Below are 16,573 nucleotides of genomic sequence, written 5' to 3'. Positions count from 1 at the left end.
GGGTTTCCATGGCTAAAGATTTTATATTACCCGACATTGGTGAAGGCATAGTTGAATGCGAAGTAGTCGAATGGCTGGTACAAGAGGGCGACACTGTAAAAGAAGATCAGCCTATTTGTGATGTGATGACAGATAAAGCCTTAGTGCAAATTCCAGCGGTACACGATGGGGTGATCACTAAGCTGCATTGTAAAAAAGGCGATATTGCTAAAGTACATGCGCCGTTATTTGCAATGGATGTTGCCGGTGAAGCGCCTAGTGAAGAGACTGAAACAGCTTCTTCACCAACAAGTACTCGTGAACACTTAGAAGACTTTATTTTACCCGATATTGGTGAAGGTATTGTTGAGTGTGAAATTGTAGAGTGGTTAGTGGCAGAGGGCGATGAAATAGAAGAAGACCAAGCCGTTTGTGATGTAATGACCGATAAAGCATTAGTACAAATACCGGCTAAATACACCGGTACAGTGCAAAAGCTGTATTATCAAAAAGGTGAAATTGCAAAGGTGCATAGCCCATTATTTCAAATGACGGTTGCAGGGCAAGTCGCAAAAGAAGACGTTGATGTTAACCAAGCAGTTGTAAAAGCACAAAGTAATGCAACGTCAGACGCACCTGCTAAGCAAACGCAAACTGCAATAGTTAACGAAAAAGCGGTTGCATCACCGGCGGTTAGGCGTAAAGCGCGTGAGCTTGACGTTGATTTAACCTGCGTACCAGGTAGTGGTAAAAATGGCCGTATTTATAAACAAGATATTGAGGCGTTTATAAAAAATGAAGTGCCATCTGGCATGGATACCTCTGAGCTTAACAAGCCACAAACGACTCAGAGTAAAAACACTCGTAGTACTGAGAACTCAACTAGTTCGGGTGGAACACGAACAGAAGCGATTAAAGGCATTAAAGCGGCCATGGCAAAACAAATGGTGGCGTCGGTTTCTACTATTCCACATTTTACCTACAGTGATGAAATTGACTTAACTGATTTAATTGCACTTCGAACTGATCTTAAAGAGCAATATAAAGCACAGGGCGTTAAGTTAACTATGATGCCGTTCTTTATTAAGGCGTTATCGTTGGCAATGACTGAATTCCCGGTACTCAACTCAAAAGTAAACGATGATTGCAGTGAAATTACCTACTATGATGATCACAATATTGGGGTTGCAGTGGACTCTAAAGTGGGCTTATTAGTACCAAATATTAAAGCCTGCCAAACTAAGAGTATTGTAGAGGTGGCTAATAATTTAACGCAATTAACTGACTCAGCTCGAGAAGGCCGCGTAGCACCAGATGATTTAAAAGGCGGTACTATTAGTATTTCTAATATTGGTGCGATTGGTGGCACTATAGCTACGCCAATTATTAATAAGCCAGAAGTGGCGATTGTTGCCTTAGGTAAATTACAGCACCTTCCGCGCTTTGACGAGCAAGGGCAAGTGGTATCGCGTGCAATTATGCAAGTAAGTTGGTCAGGGGATCACCGTGTAATTGATGGCGGCACTATCGCGCGCTTTAATAATTTATGGAAAGAATACTTAGAGCAGCCAGCTAAAATGATGATGGCTATGCGCTAAGTCTTTATATTCATTTATAAATTAAAAAACCAGCAACTAGCTGGTTTTTTTATAACTAAATAAATAAAAGCTAGACTGATTTAGCTCAGAAAATACAGGCCATAACCAACCATTAATGCTGGAATAGCGGTATATAGCGTGGCAATAATAGCCGCTTTAGGTGTCATGGCAATGGCTGGGAAAAGCGCATCGCCATCGTTGGAAATGGCATTGGCCGCTAATGCGCTAAACGGAATAACCCCTTGAATATATAAAGTGGTAACAATTATTTGCTGGCCACAGCCAGGTAAAAAACCAATTAATACCGCTATGAGCGGGGCCATATAAGCATAATTTAAAAACCATGTTTTTAAGTCAAGGCCAAACACTGTCACCAGTAGTTCAAATAATATAAAGGAGGCAACCACCCACGCGGTTACAAAATGAGTATCTTGCAGTACTTTTGTGAGTTTTGAAGGTGGACTGCATATATCATCTTCTGAGGTTACTTCTTTATAGCTTTCACCTTTTGAAGATAACGCCCACATAAATACGACAAACAACGCCATTAATGCGCCAAAATGAGTAATAGTGAATGTGGTGTACTGCCCAAATTGGCTCAAATCAATATTAAAAGCGAGTAAAAAGGCAATGAGTAACCCCGGAATAATAGCGATGTACCAAATAGGCTTACTGAGCGTAATTATTTTCGTCGGTAAAAGGGTAATCTGTGGTGTGTGCTTTTGATCAGTTGGGCATAAGTAGCCTGTTTTATGAAGTGTGTTGACGATTAAACCCGTTACAGAACCAACCACAAACCCTATTGCCATGATGGTTAAACCCTCGGTAGGGCGAGTCGCTAATAATAAAAACGCGGCATCACCCATAGTCGCCGTTAATACAGCAACAATTGCGCCAAAGCTAGCTTGGCCTTTTGTAAATTGAGTCACCACAATAATCGCGCCACCACAGCCTGGTAACATGCCTAAAAAAGCAGCAAAGCTGACCTCTAATACCGGTGACTTAGCATTTAGGTAACGAAGCTCTAGTTGGGGTAAATGATCAATCGCGTAGTAGTAAATAAATAAGGTCGCAGCAACAAACACACTGACTTGAAAAAAGGCATCACTGAGTGCAGTAATTGTTATGGCGCGTAAATCGGGCAGGGCTAAACAGACTAAAATTAACAGAGGTAAAATTAGGCGTTTATTTTGATGAAAAACACGTTTTGCAGCTGGCGAAATAACTCCTAAATGGGATGTTAAAAACATACAGTACGACCTAATTAAAGAATGAGATCGCACTGTACTACTTTATTAAATGATAATCAATATCATTTACGTGTTGTCGCAGTAGTTACTTTTTACGTTGAAACTCTGAGTTTTCATTCCACGTAGGCCACTGAGTTTGTTGTGAAATATCAAAACCTACTTTATAAAATAATTGTAAATCTTGAACCGCACCTGATAAATCCCACTCATCGCGGTATCTATCACAAGGTTGATGGTAACAACCACGCAGTACTAAGCTCATACGCTTACGGTAATTTGCAGTTTCATCGTCAAACGCTTGTGTACCGCCACCGGCATACATGGCAGGAACACCCATATTAGCAAAGGCAAAGTGATCTGAGCGGTAGTAGCCACCTGAAGATGGTTTAGGGTCGCCCGATACTGTTCTGCCTTGCTCTTTGGCCGCAGTTGCTAATAGCTCATCCATTTGTGATTTACCAATACCCACCACACTAATATCTTTTACTTTACCTAATAGGTTTAAGCTGTCCATATTAATATTTGCAACGGTTTTATTAGCTGGAATAACTGGATTCGCAGCATAATATTTCGAGCCTAATAAACCTTGCTCTTCAGCGGTTACCGCTAAAAAGGTCATTGAACGGTCAGGGCGTTTACCTAGTTTGGTAAAGGCTTCGGCAACTTCTATCATACCGGCTGTACCTGTTGCATTATCGTGGGCACCATTATAAATTTGATCGCCATTACGATTTTTATCCGTTCCTAAATGATCCCAATGCGCAGAGTAAATAATATGCTCATCGGGTGTTTTACTACCAGGAAGAGTGGCAATAAAGTTATAAGATACCGATTTTTTGATGGTGTTTTTTACATTCACAGTGGCTGTTAAATCGCCCATATCAACATGGTAAGCACCTTTGGCAGCGTTTGCTTTGGCGGTTTCAAAATTAAGGCCTGCTTTAGAAAAAAGCTCTTTTGCAACATCAACAGTAACCCAACCTTCAACAGCAACACGGTCCATATTATTGTTTTCTTTTACGAAACCAAATTGCTCGCCACTCCATGAGTTCTCAACCACAGACCAAGGGTAAGACGCTGGAGCAGTTTCATGAATAATAATAGCGCCTGCAGCACCTTGACGGCTTGCTTCTTCGTATTTGTAAGTCCAACGCCCGTAATAGGTCATTGCATCGCCGGTGAATAAAGCCGGATCTTTAGTTGCAAAACCCGGATCGTTTACCAGCATAACAACGGTTTTACCTTTAACATCTAGGCCTTCGTAATCATTCCAGTTATATTCAGGTGCGTTAACACCGTAGCCCACAAATACAAGCTCCGAGTTTTCAATTCCTTCTTGCGCACTAATACGGCTACTACCCATAACCATGTCTTTTTTGTATTGGTAGTCTTTACCGCCAATATTAAGCACCATATCAGAGTCTGCTTCTAACGATACAAGCGGCACTTCTTGGAAAAAGCTGTCGCCATTACCCGGCTCAAAGCCTAAAGCAGTAAATTCTTTTGTTAAGTAATCAAGCGTAAGCTTTTCACCTTCAGATGAAGGAGCACGTCCACCAAATTCATCAGAAGCTAACACTTTTACATGCTTAGCAATTTCATCCGCTTGAATGCTGTTGTAGCCTTTAGCGACATCATCAGATGTGATACTTGTTGTTGCACAACCGGCTAAAATTGCCGTTGTTATTAGGGTCAAAGAAAAATAACGTTTCATATTGGCTCTTTTTTTGTTCTAAGTGGCGTTAGTATATGAACTTCTGTTAATTAGAACCAGTTTTTGCGGTAAACTGTTGCTGATAAAAATGTACAGTAAAGGTAACAATGAAGCGTTTTACTCCCCCAGAACAATTTCAAGTAACGAGTATAAATGGAGGTGCATTTGAGCACCTTCGTCAGCTGTTTAAAATAGATCAGCAAACAGACTGGCCTGAGCCTGCGTACTTTACCCCGTATTTAAACGCCATCAATGCTAATAATCTGCCAATTCGTTTTGTCGATGATGCCAAGGTTGATTTTGCTGAGCGCTATTATGAACAAGTCATTTTTGAAACAGGGGACGTGCCCACCCGACAACAAAACTGGCATGATCTGTTTGGTGGTTTTATTTGGTGCTTATTTCCAAAAACAAAAGCCCTTATTAATCAGCGTCATGTTGATGAAATAGCGTTGCATGGGTTAAAACAACGAAGTAAACACCGTAACGCACTGACCTTGTTTGACGAATGCGGTGTGGTTTTAGCTATTAGCGAATCACAGTGGAAAGAGTGGTTAAGAGATCATCAATGGAAAACAGCCTTCATCGAACATAGAGAGCAGTGGGGTAAAACCATTGCACCTTTCATGTTTGGCCATGCCAATTATGAAATGTTAACCAAACCTTATATTGGACTGACTGGCAAAGCCTTATTTGTAAATGTACCGGATGAAATATTTTGTAAAGATTTAGTAACTCAATACCAGTACCTAGATCAGCGCCTTTATGAGATGATTAAAACTGATGATTGTTTAGCCGATAACAAACAGCTTTCACCTTTACCTTTATTAGGTGTTCCTGGTTGGTGTGATGAGAATAACAATCCATCATTTTACGATAACACGGACTATTTTAGACCGAAACGAAGGACACGAAAATGATAGAAGTTACCGCGCTTAAAAAGAAGTATAAGCTCACTAAAGATCATAAAAAAAATAAAATAGATGATATAGACCCCCGTGAAGATAAAGATTATTTTCACTCGGTTAAAAATGTCAGCTTTAGCTGTGCAAAAGGCGAAGTACTAGGGCTATTAGGACCGAATGGCGCGGGCAAAACCACGACGTTAAGAATGATCTCTACCGCTTTAAAACCGGATGATGGCAGTATTACTATTGCAGGAAACGACATAATTAAAAAGCCACTCATTGGGCGTAAGTGTATTGGTTTTTTATCCGGCTCGACTGGTTTATATGGTCGTTTAACGGTAAAAGAAAACATAGAGTACTTTGCAAAACTGCACGGCATGAGCAAGCAGGCTATCAAGGCACGCTGTGAAGAATTATTTACCTTACTTGATATGCATAAATTTATTGATAAACGCGCTGAAAATTTATCAACCGGCATGAAGCAAAAAGCCAATATTGCGCGTGCTGTGGTGCATCACCCAGACGTTGTTATTCTCGATGAGCCAACTACCGGCCTCGATATTATGACCACCCAAACGGTGATCAACTTCATTAAAGGCTTAAAGGCACAAGGTACTCCCGTTATTTTTTCGACTCACCATTTAGATGAAGTAGCTCTTTTATGTGACCGCGTTGCGGTGATTAATGAAGGCGTTAGTTGTTTTGATGGCACGCTTGCTGAATTTAAACAGGCAGGCAACAGTGAAGAATTAAACCAAGCGTTTATGAACATATTAACGGAGAAACATGATGTTTGAAGTATTTAAAAAGGAATTAACAGAGCTGCTACGCGATAAAAAAACCTTATTGTTCGTGGTGGTATTTCCTATTGTAGTTTTCCCGTTGTTATTTGCTGTGGTTGCGTTTATATCCTCGCAAGCTGCGCTTGATGCTGAACAAAAAGTAAATACCTATGTGATTATCAATGGCGACTATGCGCCAGAATTTTCTGATAAAGTGTTTTATCACAAAAGCTTTGAGTTATATAAAGGTGATAAAACCTTTAACAGTGTTGAGGAGTTAAAAGCAGGTGTAAACGCTGGCGATATCGACATGGGAATATATCTGCCAAGCGATGCAGTGCAAACATTAAATGAGCAACAGCAAAGCGAATGGCAAGTTGTATTTAATGACTCAAAATCAATTAACTTCTTATTTGAGCGTGTCAAAGAGCTTGCTAAAGAGTACAGCGATACTTTACAAGAAAGTAAATTATTGAGCTTTGGTATAGATAAAAGCGCACAAGAAGCTATTTTAAAGCCAGTTAATGTAGTTAAAGTAGATACTGCCGATAAGCGCGAAAACCTAGGTGAAAAAGTGGGTGGGTTTTTACCTTATCTACTTATTCCGTTAGTACTGGTAGGCGCAACGTATCCGGCTATTGATTTAGGGGCCGGTGAAAAAGAACGAGGTACCTTAGAAACTTTATTACTTACGCCTATTACTCGTACTGAGCTAGTATTGGGTAAATTCATTACTCTACTCACTACGTCAATTGCATCAACCACTATAACCGTAATTAGTATGGGGTGTTGGATAGCCTTAGCGCTGGCTTTTGCTGATCTTGAATTTATTAAAGCCGCTTTTAGTACATTGGCTATCACAGACTTACTGATGATTTTTGTATTATTATTGCCTATAGCAGCAACCTTTTCTGCATTAGCTTTGGCAATATCAATCTATGCACGCTCGTTTAAAGAAGCGCAAAATTACATGACGCCATTAAGCATGGTCGTGTTTTTCCCGATTATTATTTCAATTATGCCTAATATGGAACTGACCTCGAAAACGGCGTTTATTCCAGTGACTAACGTCGCCTTAGCGATTAAAGAAATTGTTAAAGGCACCGTCGATTACACGCTGGTGGGATTGATATTCCTAGCAACAGCACTCATCGCTGGGGCACTACTGGCATTTTGTGTGAAATGGTTTAACCGTGAAGATGTGTTGTTTAGATAATTCATAAGTATAAAAAGGTCGCAGAGCGACCTTTTTTATTAATTATTATTAGGTTTTAGTGCTGAAATGAGAACTTAAAAATCGAGCTTGGCTTACAGGAATTAATAAAAAACCGCTGTATGAAAAAATCATACAGCGGTTTTTTTAATTAATTTTAAGCTTATGCATTAAATTGATTTTTGATTGTTTCAATTGCGCTATCAATATCTATCATTAGCTTTTCACCAGTGCGGCGGTTTTTAAGTTCTACCTTGTTTTCATCAAGGTTACGCTCACCAATTACAAGCGTGTAAGGTACACCGAGTAATTCCATGTCGTTAAACATAACACCAGGGCGCTCTTTACGATCATCAAATAGCACATCTAAACCTGCATCTTTCAAACCTTGATATAGATTATTAGCAATATCAGGGATACGATGCGATTTATGCATATTCATTGGCACAATTGCTAAATCGAAAGGGGCGATGGCTTTAGGCCAGGTAATACCGTATTGGTCGTTATTTTGCTCAATAGCTGCAGCAACAACACGCGATACACCAATACCATAACAACCCATAGTCATTGTTTGATTTTTACCCGATTCGCTTAATACACCTGCTTTCATTGCTTCAGAGTACTTAGTACCTAGTTGGAAAATATGACCAACTTCAATACCGCGCTTAATTTGCAACGTGCCTTGACCACACGGGCTAGGATCGCCCTCAACAATATTACGGATATCAGCAACTTCGTAGTCTGTTACGTCGCGATCCCAGTTAATACCACTAAAGTGCTCATCGTCTTTGTTGGCACCAGCTACAAAATCAGCCATTACATTCGCTGTTCTATCAACAATAATTGGCATGTTTAAGCCAACAGGGCCTAAAGAACCCGGTTTTGCGCCAATGGCAGCCACAATATCTGCCTCGGTTGCCATTTCTAATGGTGCAGCAACCAGTGGGTGTTTTTCAGCTTTAAGTTCATTAAGCTCGTGATCGCCACGCAGTACTAGTGCAACTAAGCCACGTTTTCCGTCTTCATCAGGGGTGCCATAAACAATCAGTGTTTTAACACCGCGATGTGGTTTTACACCATAGTGTTTTTTCAGCTCATTAATTGTTTTAGCATCAGGCGTTGGGAATGCTTTTAGCTCTTTGCTTGCTTCAGGGCGCGATTCAGTTGGCGCTAGCGCTTCAGCTTTTTCAATATTAGCGGCGTAGTCACTGGCATCACTAAAGGCAATAGCGTCTTCGCCAGATTCAGCAAGTACGTGAAACTCATGCGATACACTACCGCCTATAGAGCCGGTATCAGCAATAACAGGGCGGAAATCAAGGCCTAAACGTTCAAAAATATTACAGTAGGCTTTGTGCATAACTTGATAAGTTGCATCTAAACATTCATCGGTTAAATGGAATGAGTAGGCATCTTTCATAGTAAACTCACGAGCACGCATAACACCAAAGCGCGGACGACGTTCGTCACGTACTTTAGTTTGTACTTGGTACAAAGTAATAGGCAGTTGCTTGTAGCTGTTAATTTCTTTGCGGACAAAATCGGTGATCACTTCTTCATGGGTAGGACCCATAGCAAATTCACGATTGTGACGATCGGTAAAGCGCATAAGCTCTGGACCAAACTCACTCCAGCGGCCCGATTCTTCCCATAAGTCAGCCGGTTGAATTACTGGCATGAGCATTTCAATTGCGCCTGCTTTATCCATTTCTTCGCGTACAATGTTTTCTACTTTTCTAAGCACACGTAAACCAGAGGGTAGCCAAGTGTATAAACCCGAAGCGACGCGACGGATCATTCCGGCTCTAAGCATTAATTGATGCGATACAATTTCCGCATCTGATGGCGTTTCTTTAAGTGTAGCGAGTATATATTGACTAGTACGCATGTTTTTTCCGAAATAGAGTAATATGTTCTTTTAATTAAGGCGCTCAGTTTACCAGCGGATGCATTGACACTAAAGCGCTAAGTGATTTTTTATCGCATTTTATAGCCATAGCAGGGTTTTAAAGTTAGTTTAACTGGGCTCTATATGAGTAACCAGATGATGAGAGTCAGTCACTTGCCAGGTAATGTTGTATTCATACAAATTCATACCATAACTTTGCATGCCTTGTTTTTGCTTTTTATACGCTGGGCGAGGATCTTGTTTTAGCACATTGCTGATAAACGCTTGTAGCTCAGGATAGTGGCTTTGTTTATTTATAAATTCCAAAGCTTGCTTACTAAATTCAACACTCATGTGAGTTTCTGGGCGCGTGTCGGCAAAGCCTGCACTGGCATCGGGTAATGAGTCTGAATAGGGCAAATAAGGTTTTATATCTACAATGGGTGTGCCATCAAGTAAATCAATACCGGCGAGCAATAACGCTAACTGCCCATTTTTGTATTCAATTCCCTCTAACTTAACAGCACTCATCCCTATAGCGTTAGGTCTGAATGTAGCGCGTGTGGCAAAAACGCCTTTACGCTCATTGCCACCAAGGCGCGGCGGGCGCACCATTGCTGAATAGCCTTTATCTGCGGTTTCATGAAAACGAAATAATAGCCAAATATGGCTAAATTCATCTAAACCACGAACAAACTCTTCACGATTAAAATCTGGAGCAAAAATAAGTTTAGCTTTTGCTTCTGGCACTAATCGAGGTTGTCTAGGAATGGCAAACTTTTGTTTATACGGTGATTGGATATGGCCAATAGCCGAAATTTGATAATCGCTCATAATGCTCGGTTATAGAAAAAATAGAGCGTTATTCTACCTTTTATTAACGTTGCTGGCATTAGCTTAATTTGGAGAGTATTTTATTTTTAGACTAACAGGTTTAAATGTGAAATAAAAAAGGCAAGGCTACAAATAGCCTTACCTAACGTTTTAATAATCAAGCTATTATTAAAACATGTATTGGAATGATACTGACGCAACGTCCATTTCTGGATCAATATCATCATCTAATTCGTAACGCTCATACTCTAAACGCACTTGCATATTGGTTGTGAAAGCATATTCAATACCTGCACCATAAAATACGTCACCACCGTCTTGTGATACGCTAACGCTGCCTACGGGTAGTTCTTGAGTTAAATCAGCATCCCATTCAAACCAACCGCCTTTTGCATAAACAGAAAAATCTTCAGTGATTGGCGCTGCAAAACGCGCTGCCAGTGATACCCCATCAATTTCTGCTTTACTGTCTATGTCACTCACTTCATCAAAATTTTGATAGGCAAGCTCAAGACTTAAATGTTCATTAAATTGAGTACCGATATAACCTTTTAACATTTGCGCGTCGTCATCGAAATCGGTGTCGTTTTCGCTATCTTCAAATTGAAATGAATATTGGCCGTAACCGATACCCGTATAAATACGTGGAGAGTCCATGTCGGTAACATCAGCCTGTGCTGCTGAATTAAAACCCAGTGTTGCTAAAGCAAGTGCAGAAAGAGAAAGTGTTTTAATCATTGTATAGCTCCTTTAAAAAATAATATCTAATGTTCGATAGATTCATCAAACGTCGATTTACTTATTGCAGTGAACATGCCAATAATTTTTTTGTTTAATATTTGCCCTTGAAGTATGTTTATTGAACTTTTTTGGTGGTTTTAGTACGCAAAACATTCAACTGTTAAGCGTACTGTTAATTTGTAAAAAATAAAAATTGTAGAATTTACAGCTTGTTGTAGTTTATACATACCTGCAAAAGGTACCGAATTAGACTTGATAAAGTAAGTTTTCTGTTTCTATCGCTATTTGTTTCATTTTAATGGCGTAATTTTCTAGCTTTTTATCTTCGTCAGTAACAGATGTGAATTCAGGAACGGCAACAGGGTAACCCGTCTCATCCATAGCAACAAAACTTATTACACAATGATTAGTTTCAACTAAGTTTTGGGTTTTAGGGTCGCCACAGCGTACTTGTATGAAAATTTGCATACTGGTTTTACCGGTGTGTGCAATTTTGGCTTCCACTTCAACAATTTGGCCAACCAAAATAGGACGGCTAAACTTAACGCCCGCAACCGATACGGTTACGCAGTAATGACCGCTCCAACCTGCAGCACAGGCATAGCCTGCTTGGTCAATCCACTTCATGACCACACCACCATGCACCTTACCACCAAAATTTACATCGGTAGGCTCTGCTAAAAAACGAAAAATTACACTCGACGACGCCATAACACACTCTCATTTATTCATATTACTTAACAGCATAGCGCAAAAAAGGGGCCGAAGCCCCTGCAATTTAGGATAAGTTTATAATTTCTTTAGAAAGGTTGTTACATATTGGGGTAGTTAGGACCGCCAGCACCTTCAGGGGTGACCCAAGTAATATTTTGGCTCGGATCTTTAATATCACAGGTTTTACAATGCACACAGTTTTGCGCATTGATCACAAAGGCTTGCTCGCCTTCGACTTCTTGTACTTCATAAACGCCGGCAGGGCAGTATCGCTGTGCAGGTTCATCAAATTTAACTAAATTTACCTTAATCGGAATTGATGAATCTTTGAGTTTCAAATGACACGGCTGCGATTCTTCATGATTAGTGTTTGATAAAAATACCGAAGAAAGCTTATCAAAGCTGAGTTTGCCATCAGGCTTCGGATAGGCAATCTTTTCAGCTTGATCAGCGTCTTTTAAAGTGGCGTGATCGGGTACGTTATCTTTAAAACTAAACGGTAGGGCACCCTTAAATATGTTTTGATCAAGGGTGTTGTATGCACCGCCTGCAAATTTACCTAATGTATGCATTGCAGGGCCAAAGTTACGAGATTGATACAACTCTTTATACGCCCATGATTTTTTAAACTCAGCAGTGTACTGGGTTAAATCCGTGTTAGCTAAATTGTTTTGTAGCGCATTAAAAATGACCTCAGCGGCTATCATGCCTGACTTCATAGCCGTATGATTACCTTTAATTTTTGCAAAATTAAGCGTGCCTGCATCACAGCCCACTAACAAGCCACCCGGGAAATGCATTTTAGGCAAAGAGTGTAAACCGCCTTTGGCAATGGCGCGCGCACCATAAGCAATACGCTCACCCCCTTCGAGGGTGTTTTTAAATACCGGGTGGTGTTTTAAGCGCTGAAACTCATCAAATGGGCTTAAATGTGGATTTGAATAATTTAAATCAACAATTAAACCAACCACCACTTGGTTGTTTTCGCTATGATACATAAAAGCACCACCGCCAGTATCGCCACTCAATGGCCAACCGGTTCCGTGAACTACTTTACCAAGCTGGTGTTTAGATTCATCCACTTGCCAAATTTCTTTAAAGCCTAAACCGTAATGCTGTGGCGAGCTTTCATCGTCTAAAGCAAACTGATTGATCAGTTGCTTACCTAAATGGCCGCGACAGCCCTCAGCAAATACTGTGTATTTAGCACGTAACTCCATACCCGGCATGTAACCGTCTTTTTCGTCGCCGTTTTTATCCAGCCCCATATCACCGGTGATAATGCCTTTAACAACATCATCTTCAATAATAAGTGAATGAGCACTAAAGCCTGGAAAAATTTCAACGCCTAAGCTTTCTGCTTGTTCAGCAAGCCAACGACATACATTCCCCATAGAAACAATGTAGTTACCGTTATTATGAAATGTGTTTGGGGTTGCAAAATGAGGAATAGAGGTTGCTTTTTGTTCGTTATTAAACCAATAAATTTCATCACTTTGGACTTTAGTCGTAACAGGCGCGCCCAATTCTTGCCAGTTTGGCAGTAGCTCATCCAATGCTTTGGTTTCAAAAACAGCACCCGATAATACATGCGCGCCCACTTCAGAGCCTTTTTCAACCACACAAATCATGCACTCTTGTTGTTTTTCTTGTGCTTGCTGCGCGAGTTTAATTGCTGTTGAAAGCCCAGCAGGGCCTGCCCCTACAACAACAACATCAAATTCCATGGTTTCGCGTTCAATCATAATAACCTCTTTATCTATGACGGACTCACTTTTGCCCTGTAGGCAAAAAGTAAGCTAAGCAACCTGTTATTTTGTGATGCAAATTAAACGTTACAGGTTGTGAATAGTTTAAGGTTATTTTAGGTTGACGTTTACGTCAACAGGAAGTAGTCTGATTTCATAAAATAAATAGGTTGACGTATACGTTAGCTTATAGGTTTAAATAATTATGGAGTCCCTATGAAAGTTCTCGTACCAATAAAAAGAGTGATTGATTACAACGTAAAAGCTCGCGTTAAACCTGATAACAGCGGTGTTGATTTAACAAACGTAAAAATGGCAATGAACCCATTTTGTGAAATTGCGGTAGAAGAAGCGATTCGTTTAAAAGAAGCAGGTACTGCAAGCGAAGTGGTTGTTGTGACTATTGGCGCTAAAGCATCACAAGAGCAATTACGCACAGCACTTGCCCTTGGCGCTGATAAAGCGATTCATGTTGAAACCGAGCAAAACCTAGAATCTCTCCATATTGCTAAGTTACTTGCGAAAGTGGTTGAGCAAGAATCTCCTGAGCTCGTTATTTTAGGCAAGCAATCTATCGATTCTGATAATAATCAAACGGGCCAAATGCTCGCTGCATTAACTAATCGCGGCCAAGGTACATTTGCTTCAAAAGTCGTTATTGAAAATGGCAAAGTGAATGTAACCCGCGAAGTTGATGGCGGTTTGCAAACTGTTGCACTTAATTTACCAGCGATTGTAACCACCGATTTACGTTTAAACGAGCCTCGTTATGCGTCGCTACCTAATATTATGAAAGCTAAACGTAAACCGCTAGAAGTTATTGCGGCTGATTCGTTAGGTGTCGATTTAACACCGCGTATTGAAGTCGTTCGTGTAGAAGAACCAGCAAAACGCAGCGGCGGCATTATTGTTGAAGACGTTGCACAGCTTGTAGAAAAACTTAAAACAGAGGCAAAGGTGATTTAAATGAAAACTCTTGTAATTGCAGAGCACGATAACGGTGCCTTAAAACCAGAAACCTCAAAAACCATTAACGCCGCTAAAAAATTAGGCTTTGATGTCGATGTATTGTTAGCTGGCATAAACTTAGGTGCCATGAGTGAGTCACTTGCGAGCATCGAGGGTGTTACAAATGTATTACTTGCAGATAACGCGGTGTACGAACATCAACTTGCTGAAAGCATGACAGATCTAGTGTTATCACTTGCAAATGAGTATAGCCATATCGTGGCAAGTGCCACAACGACAGGTAAAAACTTTATGCCGCGTGTTGCCGCATTATTAGATGTTGCACAAATTTCAGAAATTATTGATGTTATTGACGCAGACACGTTTAAACGCCCAATCTATGCGGGAAATGCCATAGCAACGGTTAAATCGCTCGATAGTAAAAAAGTGATCACCGTGCGTGCAAGTAGCTTTGATTTACAAGGCGAACAAGCACCAGCTAATGTCACAACCTTAGATACGGTCTCTGATTCACAGTTAAGTAGTTTTGTTAGTGTTGAGCAAACTGAATCTGAACGCCCAGAGCTCACTGCAGCTGATGTAGTTATTTCAGGTGGTCGAGGTATGCAAAATGGTGAAAACTTTGCACTTCTTAATGGTATTGCCGATAAACTGGGAGCTGCAATTGGCGCTTCACGTGCAGCGGTTGACGCAGGCTTTGTCCCTAACGATATGCAAGTAGGCCAAACAGGTAAAATTGTAGCGCCTAATTTATACATAGCCGTGGGTATTAGTGGTGCAATTCAGCATTTAGCAGGCATGAAAGATTCAAAAATTATTGTCGCCATTAATAAAGACCCAGATGCACCAATATTCCAAGTGGCTGATTACGGTTTAGTTGCTGATTTATTTGATGTATTACCCGAGCTTGAACAAGCTTTATAAAGTTAAATAACCACAGCATTATATAAAGTTAAATATTCTGATTTAAAGCCGCCGTTTCATTCTTGATTCTGCGGCTTTTTTAATTCAAAAACGCCACTTATCTAAATTACTTGCGCTTGGCTTTTTTTTATAACAAAGTGACAGCGTTGTCATTTGTAGACATACAAATTATTAAATAGGAGCCAAAATGACAAGGTATAAAGCGCTTGATGCTATGCGGGGGTTAACCATCGCATTAATGATACTGGTAAATACACCGGGTTCGTGGTCCCACGTGTATGAACCTTTACTTCATGCCGATTGGCATGGGTGTACACCAACGGATGTAATTTTTCCGTTTTTCATGTTTATTATTGGCTCTGCGATGTTTTTTTCATTTAAAAAAACCAACAGCACAGCTAATGCAAGCCAAGTGTTACGGCTGATAAAACGAGGAGCAATTATTTTTGCTATTGGCTTAGCGTTAAATATTTATCCCTTTACCACGAGCATTGAAAACTTAAGAATACTGGGCGTATTACAGCGAATAGGCATTGCCTATATTTTAGCGTCTATCTGTGTATTGTTACTCAACAGGCGAGGGGTGATCAGCTTATCGGTTGTTATTTTAATTGCATATTGGTTACTGCTTTTAAGTGTTGGTCCTAATAATGCGTATACACTAGAGAATAACTTAGTTAGAACGGTTGATATAGCGGTATTAGGTGAATCGCATTTGTGGCAAGGTAAAGGATTAGCGTTTGATCCAGAAGGGCTTTTGAGCACCTTACCAAGTGTAGTAAGTGTTTTATTTGGCTTTGAGGTTACCCGTTTACTTACCAGCTCTAGCAGTCAATGGACAAGTATTAAGCGTTTGTTGGTCATTGGGGTTGTTGGTATCGCTTTAGGGCAATTAGGCTCGCTGATTATGCCAATTAATAAATCGCTTTGGACCAGTACCTTCGTTATTTACACCTCAGGGATTGCCTGTATTGTACTGGCCTTTTTTGTGTGGCTTTGCGACATAGTAAAACCCGAACGCCTTGTTAATCCATTAATTGTGTATGGCTCGAATCCGTTGTTTATTTATGTGTTATCGGGTGTGTGGGTACTGAGCTATTCACTGATTAATATTGGCGAGCTAAACTTGGGGGATTGGATGTATCAACAGTTAGCCTTAGTCATGAGTGCTAAATTGGCATCGTTCACCTTTGCTTTATTACATGTTATTGGCTTTTGGTTAATTTCAAATATGCTTTATAAGCGCAAGATATTTATAAAGATTTAGGACAATAAAAAACCAACCCTTAGGTTGGTTTTTTTATTTAACGT

14 protein-coding genes are annotated in these 16,573 nt (G+C 40.3%); 7 read left to right on the top strand and 7 right to left on the bottom strand.

The genetic code is table 11. From position 1 onward, the window contains the following. Positions 1-8 precede the first annotated feature (8 nt). Positions 9-1,577, top strand: coding sequence for a dihydrolipoyllysine-residue acetyltransferase (locus AAGD16_RS07970; RefSeq protein WP_377111162.1), 1,569 nt, complete (start codon positions 9-11; stop codon positions 1,575-1,577). Between the two features lie 80 nt (positions 1,578-1,657). Here the strand turns inward: AAGD16_RS07970 and AAGD16_RS07965 are convergent, their stop codons facing one another. After that, entirely contained in the window at positions 1,658-2,827 is a 1,170-nt protein-coding gene (locus AAGD16_RS07965) for a putative manganese transporter (RefSeq protein ID WP_377111160.1), read from the bottom strand. A gap of 85 nt (positions 2,828-2,912) precedes the next feature. Next, positions 2,913-4,541, bottom strand: a complete 1,629-nt coding sequence (locus AAGD16_RS07960; protein ID WP_377111158.1) for a M28 family metallopeptidase — start codon at positions 4,539-4,541, stop codon at positions 2,913-2,915. A gap of 107 nt (positions 4,542-4,648) precedes the next feature. Here AAGD16_RS07960 and AAGD16_RS07955 point away from each other — a divergent pair, with 107 nt between their 5' ends. The 3 genes from AAGD16_RS07955 to AAGD16_RS07945 are packed head-to-tail and all read left to right on the top strand — an operon-like array spanning position 4,649 to position 7,447. Then, positions 4,649-5,461, top strand: a complete 813-nt coding sequence (locus AAGD16_RS07955; RefSeq protein WP_028835198.1) for a DUF3025 domain-containing protein — start codon at positions 4,649-4,651, stop codon at positions 5,459-5,461. Next, complete coding sequence (locus AAGD16_RS07950) at positions 5,458-6,246, top strand: ABC transporter ATP-binding protein (RefSeq protein WP_377111155.1); 789 nt, start codon at positions 5,458-5,460, stop codon at positions 6,244-6,246. Before AAGD16_RS07955 ends, AAGD16_RS07950 begins: the two co-directional genes overlap by 4 nt. Next, on the top strand, positions 6,239-7,447 hold the full coding sequence (locus AAGD16_RS07945; protein ID WP_033103410.1) for an ABC transporter permease: 1,209 nt from the start codon (positions 6,239-6,241) through the stop codon (positions 7,445-7,447). Before AAGD16_RS07950 ends, AAGD16_RS07945 begins: the two co-directional genes overlap by 8 nt. A gap of 160 nt (positions 7,448-7,607) precedes the next feature. On the opposite strand, the gene AAGD16_RS07940 is transcribed toward AAGD16_RS07945, so the two are convergent. The 5 genes from AAGD16_RS07940 to AAGD16_RS07920 form a co-directional block, all read right to left on the bottom strand. Then, on the bottom strand, positions 7,608-9,332 hold the full coding sequence (locus tag AAGD16_RS07940; protein ID WP_377111153.1) for a proline--tRNA ligase: 1,725 nt from the start codon (positions 9,330-9,332) through the stop codon (positions 7,608-7,610). A 129-nt stretch (positions 9,333-9,461) separates the two neighbouring features. Then, positions 9,462-10,166 (bottom strand): tRNA (N6-threonylcarbamoyladenosine(37)-N6)-methyltransferase TrmO, encoded by a 705-nt coding sequence (gene tsaA / locus AAGD16_RS07935; protein ID WP_064663947.1) that lies wholly within the window; start codon positions 10,164-10,166, stop codon positions 9,462-9,464. Positions 10,167-10,334: 168 nt separating this feature from the next. Beyond that, positions 10,335-10,904 (bottom strand): outer membrane beta-barrel protein, encoded by a 570-nt coding sequence (locus AAGD16_RS07930; RefSeq protein ID WP_013464990.1) that lies wholly within the window; start codon positions 10,902-10,904, stop codon positions 10,335-10,337. 249 nt (positions 10,905-11,153) lie between these two features. Next, positions 11,154-11,618, bottom strand: coding sequence for an acyl-CoA thioesterase (locus AAGD16_RS07925; protein ID WP_024602547.1), 465 nt, complete (start codon positions 11,616-11,618; stop codon positions 11,154-11,156). 101 nt (positions 11,619-11,719) lie between these two features. Continuing rightward, positions 11,720-13,366 (bottom strand): electron transfer flavoprotein-ubiquinone oxidoreductase, encoded by a 1,647-nt coding sequence (locus AAGD16_RS07920; RefSeq protein WP_377111149.1) that lies wholly within the window; start codon positions 13,364-13,366, stop codon positions 11,720-11,722. Positions 13,367-13,585: 219 nt separating this feature from the next. On the opposite strand from AAGD16_RS07920, the gene AAGD16_RS07915 reads away from it, so the two are divergent. From AAGD16_RS07915 to AAGD16_RS07905, 3 genes are all read left to right on the top strand, one after another. Next, entirely contained in the window at positions 13,586-14,335 is a 750-nt protein-coding gene (locus tag AAGD16_RS07915) for an electron transfer flavoprotein subunit beta/FixA family protein (protein ID WP_013464986.1), read from the top strand. Next, the gene (locus AAGD16_RS07910) at positions 14,336-15,262 is read left to right on the top strand and encodes an electron transfer flavoprotein subunit alpha/FixB family protein (RefSeq protein WP_377111147.1); all 927 of its coding nucleotides are present in this window, start codon (positions 14,336-14,338) and stop codon (positions 15,260-15,262) included. Between the two features lie 187 nt (positions 15,263-15,449). Then, positions 15,450-16,529 carry an acyltransferase family protein gene (locus tag AAGD16_RS07905; RefSeq protein WP_377111145.1) on the top strand — a complete coding sequence of 360 codons (1,080 nt, stop codon included), beginning with the start codon at positions 15,450-15,452 and terminating at the stop codon, positions 16,527-16,529. The last annotated feature ends 44 nt before the right edge of the window (positions 16,530-16,573 follow it).

The sequence above is a fragment of the Pseudoalteromonas sp. M58 genome, assembly GCF_042604605.1.
GTDB classification, from domain to species: Bacteria; Pseudomonadota; Gammaproteobacteria; order Enterobacterales; family Alteromonadaceae; genus Pseudoalteromonas; species Pseudoalteromonas tetraodonis.
This window is presented reverse-complemented; position numbering and strand designations above follow the sequence as displayed.

Bases quoted from the DNA above. Each gene is read 5' to 3' on its own strand.
- AAGD16_RS07905 (WP_377111145.1), top strand. From the start codon at position 15,450: ATGACAAGGTATAAAGCGCTTGATGCTATGCGGGGGTTAACCATCGCA.
- AAGD16_RS07925 (WP_024602547.1), bottom strand. From the start codon at position 11,618: ATGGCGTCGTCGAGTGTAATTTTTCGTTTTTTAGCAGAGCCTACCGAT.
- AAGD16_RS07910 (WP_377111147.1), top strand. From the start codon at position 14,336: ATGAAAACTCTTGTAATTGCAGAGCACGATAACGGTGCCTTAAAACCA.
- AAGD16_RS07955 (WP_028835198.1), top strand. From the start codon at position 4,649: ATGAAGCGTTTTACTCCCCCAGAACAATTTCAAGTAACGAGTATAAAT.
- AAGD16_RS07920 (WP_377111149.1), bottom strand. From the start codon at position 13,366: ATGATTGAACGCGAAACCATGGAATTTGATGTTGTTGTTGTAGGGGCA.
- AAGD16_RS07930 (WP_013464990.1), bottom strand. From the start codon at position 10,904: ATGATTAAAACACTTTCTCTTTCTGCACTTGCTTTAGCAACACTGGGT.
- AAGD16_RS07940 (WP_377111153.1), bottom strand. From the start codon at position 9,332: ATGCGTACTAGTCAATATATACTCGCTACACTTAAAGAAACGCCATCA.
- tsaA (WP_064663947.1), bottom strand. From the start codon at position 10,166: ATGAGCGATTATCAAATTTCGGCTATTGGCCATATCCAATCACCGTAT.
- AAGD16_RS07970 (WP_377111162.1), top strand. From the start codon at position 9: ATGGCTAAAGATTTTATATTACCCGACATTGGTGAAGGCATAGTTGAA.
- AAGD16_RS07915 (WP_013464986.1), top strand. From the start codon at position 13,586: ATGAAAGTTCTCGTACCAATAAAAAGAGTGATTGATTACAACGTAAAA.
- AAGD16_RS07945 (WP_033103410.1), top strand. From the start codon at position 6,239: ATGTTTGAAGTATTTAAAAAGGAATTAACAGAGCTGCTACGCGATAAA.
- AAGD16_RS07965 (WP_377111160.1), bottom strand. From the start codon at position 2,827: ATGTTTTTAACATCCCATTTAGGAGTTATTTCGCCAGCTGCAAAACGT.
- AAGD16_RS07960 (WP_377111158.1), bottom strand. From the start codon at position 4,541: ATGAAACGTTATTTTTCTTTGACCCTAATAACAACGGCAATTTTAGCC.
- AAGD16_RS07950 (WP_377111155.1), top strand. From the start codon at position 5,458: ATGATAGAAGTTACCGCGCTTAAAAAGAAGTATAAGCTCACTAAAGAT.